The organism is Shewanella sp. S1-49-MNA-CIBAN-0167 (genome assembly GCF_040310145.1).
GTDB classification, from domain to species: domain Bacteria; phylum Pseudomonadota; class Gammaproteobacteria; order Enterobacterales; family Shewanellaceae; genus Shewanella; species Shewanella psychromarinicola.
The window spans coordinates 1-311 of the sequence record NZ_JBEOPO010000168.1 but is presented as its reverse complement, the minus strand read 5'-3'; the positions used below and the strand labels follow the sequence as shown (position 1 = coordinate 311).

At 41.8% G+C, this 311-nt stretch carries 1 pseudogene; it reads left to right on the top strand.

Annotated elements, in window-relative coordinates:
• Nucleotides 1-311, top strand: a pseudogene (locus AAEZ00_RS20840) (transposase); the annotation flags it as partial.

The window sequence follows — 311 nt, the reverse complement described above, 5'->3', positions numbered from 1 at the left end:
AGAGTGGGTGGATTCACGTATTCTTGAGTTGGCGACCATTTTCGCCATTGATATTTGTGCTTATGCCGTCATGAGTAACCACTTGCATGTGGTGATAAAAGTCGATGCAGACAAAGCGAGGCACTGGTCAGATAAAGAAGTACTGATGCAGTGGCATAAAGGCTTTAAAGGCACATTGTTAACTCATAAGTATGTTAAAGAGGAAGATCTTAATCAGTTTGAGCGCCAAATAGTCGATGAATGCATTACAGAGTACCGTAAACGATTAGTTGATATCAGTTGGTTTATGCGGTCTCTCAGTGAGCCGATAG